General features: G+C 33.4%; 2 protein-coding genes. Both read right to left on the bottom strand.

Annotated features, from left to right (window positions below):
• The coding region (locus ACY651_RS15020; RefSeq protein ID WP_462254183.1) for a DUF5686 and carboxypeptidase regulatory-like domain-containing protein at positions 1 to 1,266 on the bottom strand (1,266 nt) is incomplete at its 3' end.
• 129 nt (positions 1,267 to 1,395) lie between these two features.
• A partial coding sequence (locus ACY651_RS15015; RefSeq protein ID WP_462254181.1) for a glucosamine inositolphosphorylceramide transferase family protein occupies positions 1,396 to 2,352 on the bottom strand: 957 nt, incomplete at its 5' end.

The raw sequence follows: 2,352 nt of genomic DNA, 5'->3' as shown, positions 1-2,352 counted from the left end.
ATTTAGCGAATCTACAGAACGTTTACTTAAGATTGAATCTTTACGCAACAGGTAAATACTGTCTTTAACATCGTAATCTTTTTTCTCTTCCGCCTCTAAGGGAACAGGCCGTATAGTATCCCAATAAGCCGCAGGCTTTTTATTTACTGCAGTATCATACTTAATAATTATTTTATCGAAATATTTTTTAGCATAAACTGGATTGATGTTGTAGTTAGAATAAACATTTACAAAATTGCCAATGGCATCAATACCAAACTGTTTAAAATTAAAATGCAGCAATTGATTTTTTACCCGTAATACATCGTTTTTTACCGGCACATAAATTTGTGTTATCTGCAGGGTGTCAATAATTTCCAGCTGAGAGGTTTTAGTAAGCGTTAAATCGCAGCTGTGTATCCGCCAATCGCCTTCGGTAATAAAAATAATGCCCGAAAATAAAGGCTCGTATTTCCGGCGTGGCGTAACCAAAATTTTGTTGATCTCTTTACCATCTTCAAAAAAACTGCCCAGGAATTTAAACTTATAAAAGCCAATGGCACCATCAGCAATGGGAGAAACAAAACCACGGGGATTAAATTTTTCGGTAAATACTTTTACGTTGTTGGTATAAAAACTTATAAAAGTGGGAAAGGTAAATCCAAATCCACCGCTGCCGCTTACCCTGCTGCTCAGCACTTCCATTTTAAATTTGTCGGGTTGCTGGGTGTGTACTTTTGCTACCGACTCCGATAAATAAATTATTCCTTTACCGGTAGAATCAAGGCCAATACTTTTTCTATCTTCCTCAGGAATTTTTCTGCCCATTATTTTTTTGGGCAGCATCCGCAGTTTCATAATATCTTTTGTATAGAGGTCGCATTCAAATGCATTTACTTCTTTGTTATAAAAATTTCTTTTTTTAATGGCCTGGCGAATGATGGCATAAGCCGGATCTTCGCCACCGCTTTTTACAACTACTTCTTTTAAATCTAATTTTTGCTCCGTAAGGATAAAAGTTACTTCTTCATCAACCGCATTTATTAAAACAGATTTTTCCTGCCTCGTAAAACCAATATGCTGGCAAACTACTGTATAACTGCCCGGTGAAACATTGAAAGAAAATTTTGCTTTGTTATTGGCGCTTGCACCAATTGAAGTGCCTTTTATGGTAACAGATGCATAAGGCAGTAAATCGCCTTTATCATTAAATACAGTACCATAAATTTTTTGTGCAGAGGAATGGAGACTAAAGAATAAAAAAATAATCAGTAATATTTTTCTCATGCAGTAATTTATATTAGTCTAAAATAAGCAGGAAATTGTTACCACTATGTGAAAAGAGTAATATGAGCATTAATTTGATAACAGCAATAAACTTACATGATGGAAAATATCAACTAAAGGATACTTCGCTTATACGGCAATATACTCTTCAAAATTAATACCATTCATATAGTATAGCGCAAAGGTAAATTTATGTTTATTGCGTTTAAACAGCCTTTTTACTGCCCTGCATATTTGTAAAAAAGGTTGAAAATGCCCCTTTTGCCCATCGATAATTACATATTTACCTGCAGCATTTATTGTATGAATGCCAAAATTGAACTCTTCACTATTTTTTGCTTTTATAGTCATGTGTTCCTCCTCTTCAAACTCTGTTTCGCTTAATTTAACAATCTTATTGATTGTTATAGACTCACCATAATAATTTTTGCAGTTTTGCGAAGGCCTGAAAACGTTTCCATCAACCTGGATAAAATTGCCGGCAGAACGGGAGCCGTTTAAATTATTTTTTACGGGATTGAGTGCATGGGGTTTATAAGGTCCTAAATAATTATCAGCATAATAAATATAAAGTTTGTTAGAGTGGCCATTGTGCAATAAAGTACCAAAAAACCAGTATTTGTTATCTTTTTTTAATAAGGTTGCGTCAATTAATGGAAAATCGAGTACCACTTTTTTATTTGTTAATTTAAATCCTTTTTCATCATACTCATAATTTAAAAGCGCCCCATCTAATTCAGTTAACAAAACATTCATTTTGTTATTTTCCTTATAAATGCATGGATAAGAAAGATGGTTTCCGTTTCCAAAAATTATCTCGGGGTTAGAAAAGCCTTTTGCAGTATCATAACTAAGCTGGCAAATTTTGCCATCAAGTTTACCGGTGGTAAATATTTCGGCAAGTATATTGAGCTCTCCATTACTGTTATTAAAAACAAAGGGGTCTGCAATAGAATTATTATAATGATCAAGCTTTAACCACTTAAAAGAAAGGGCTGTTTTCTTTTGCCTTATTATTTGCTCAATATCATCTTCTAAAATGCCAATAGAGAACTGTTTGAAAAAAAATTTTGAATAATATTTTTT

It is taken from the genome of Ferruginibacter sp. (genome assembly GCF_031391665.1).
Taxonomy (GTDB): Bacteria; Bacteroidota; Bacteroidia; order Chitinophagales; family Chitinophagaceae; genus Ferruginibacter.
Note: the sequence above shows the minus strand (reverse complement) of the source record. Positions and strands in the feature narration are given on the sequence as shown.